The sequence below is a fragment of the Luteimonas lutimaris genome, from assembly GCF_039537065.1.
GTDB classification, from domain to species: Bacteria; Pseudomonadota; Gammaproteobacteria; order Xanthomonadales; family Xanthomonadaceae; genus Luteimonas; species Luteimonas lutimaris.
In genome coordinates, this window is record NZ_BAAAZU010000014.1 from 1 (window position 1) to 1,884 (window position 1,884).

The window sequence follows — 1,884 nt, forward strand, 5'->3', positions numbered from 1 at the left end:
CCGGAGCGGTATGCTCCCCAACCTGGACTCTACTAAGTAGCAAGTGGCCCTGAGAAAGGGGGCAGGTCACCAGAATCTGAGATTGTTGGGCTTCTAAAGTTCCTATTCGACAACTCGATTTTAGGGTTCAAGTTGGGAGCATCTACGGAATGGAAGTTTAAGTGCTTCTATCCTTCGCAAGGTTTTGTTGAAGCGGACGAGTACCGTGTTCATGATGGTTTGGTCCGCGCGTTGAATGTCATCGAGCCTCGCGCGTGAAGCAATTTAAGGCAGGGAAAAAGGTGTCAGGGACAATTTCCGACAACTCAGATCAAATTGTCCCTGACACCATTCTTAAAGGAAAAAGGGGGGCCTAGAGGCGCATGAAATCACTCGCCTACATCGCGCTCACCGCGCTGTACTGCTACGCCGCAATCGACAGTTTCGTGGACTCCGCTTGGGGCTGGCTCATCGCCGGCTTGGTCATCCCGCCCATTGGGGTGCTGCGCGGTCTCTATGTCCTAGTCATGGGCTAGCCCGAAAAACGGGGGCCAAGGACAATTATCGATGGCTCAGATTGTCCTGACACCTTTCCTGCTTGAAGAACCACCTAACGTGACCCCTCGCACGCTGTGCGTTGTCCGCGTGACCGTATTCAACGAAATGGGTGCGTCGGAAGATCCAGGCCTTTTCTCTTAACTCGGAAAAATGGGAGCAGGCAAGCAGCCGACCCCTCTACTGGCAGGCCAACAAAATGGCTAACAAATCCGTTCGACTGATAGTCTCCATCGCCATGGTCCTCGCGCTCGCAGCGTGCCAGCAGGCTACCGGTCTGGTGCCTGCAGAATGCATGGCCAAGGCCCAAGCCGACGGGAAAACTGCTGCCAAGGTTCCAGAAGACGAACAGGTCGATGTGCCAAATCCAGTCAGGCAATTCGAGGCCTACTGCTACCGCACCTACAGCGACTACAAGCGAACCGCAGGTATGGCCGAATTGAACAAGCTTCGCCCCATGCCGAGGAAGTTCAACCCCGCTATTGAGGCTGAGGCGGCTCAAGGAAAGGCATACATAGTGGAGACTACCAAGGATCCCGAAAGGGCGATCTTCTTGGCCATTACGGAAGCCAATACCTGCTCCATCTATGCGAACGGCTACGATCGGTCGGAAATCCAAAAAAGCCTTCAGACCTCGTAGGGCGGAACCCGCGCAGCGGATTCCGCCGCATGTCTTCCGGGTCGCATCGTTCGATCCGCATCCGGCGGAATCGCCTTCGGCGGTTCCGCCCTACGTCATCCGGCGCTATCTGTCGCCGGGGACTTTGAGCGAAGGCGCGGTCGCCCAATCGGGCGCGTACACGCCTCTCTCGACATGGGCGGCGAAGCTGGAGTGCGGCCAGTCCGCCGTCCGCGCGACCAGGCCGTGCTTGACCGGGTTGAAGTGGATGTAGTCGGTGTGGTGCTGCAGGTCTGTCTCGTCGCGGATCTGGTGCTCCCAGAACCTGCGTTGCCAGATGCCGCGTTCGCCACGCGACTGCCGGACCTTCGAGCGACGTTCCGACCGGGGCAATCCACGGCTGAAATCGGTCTTGATGCGTCGCCATCGCGTTGAGTAGTCGGAGTCACCCGGTGGCAGGCGCCACAGCCAATGCATGTGTTCGGGCAGGACGACCCAGGCCAGGATCGCGAATGGACGGCGCGCGCGTTCGACTTGCAGGCAGGTGCGCAGGCGCTCGATCTCGTCCACCAGCAGCGTGTTGCCGTGGCGTTCGAGCAGGTTGACGGTGAAGAACCACGTGGCACCCGTGGCGCGGGCCCGTCGGTAATCAGGCATGCCATGGTAATCCCCCCACTTTTAGCGGTCGCCAAAAGTGGAGCTAAGCGGCAAGGGCCAGTTTCTGCATCGGC

General features: G+C 58.6%; 3 protein-coding genes. 2 read left to right on the top strand and 1 reads right to left on the bottom strand.

Features of this window, described 5'->3' with window-relative positions:
* Window positions 1-362: 362 nt before the first annotated feature.
* Together ABD679_RS10965 and ABD679_RS10970 are read left to right on the top strand one after the other, a co-directional pair.
* Window positions 363-515 carry a hypothetical protein gene (locus tag ABD679_RS10965; protein WP_344760029.1) on the top strand — a complete coding sequence of 51 codons (153 nt, stop codon included), beginning with the start codon at window positions 363-365 and terminating at the stop codon, window positions 513-515.
* A 131-nt stretch (window positions 516-646) separates the two neighbouring features.
* Complete coding sequence (locus tag ABD679_RS10970) at window positions 647-1,174, top strand: hypothetical protein (RefSeq protein ID WP_344760030.1); 528 nt, start codon at window positions 647-649, stop codon at window positions 1,172-1,174.
* Window positions 1,175-1,279: 105 nt separating this feature from the next.
* Here ABD679_RS10970 and ABD679_RS10975 read toward each other — a convergent pair whose 3' ends face one another.
* Window positions 1,280-1,810 carry an REP-associated tyrosine transposase gene (locus ABD679_RS10975; protein WP_344760031.1) on the bottom strand — a complete coding sequence of 177 codons (531 nt, stop codon included), beginning with the start codon at window positions 1,808-1,810 and terminating at the stop codon, window positions 1,280-1,282.
* Window positions 1,811-1,884: the final 74 nt, after the last annotated feature.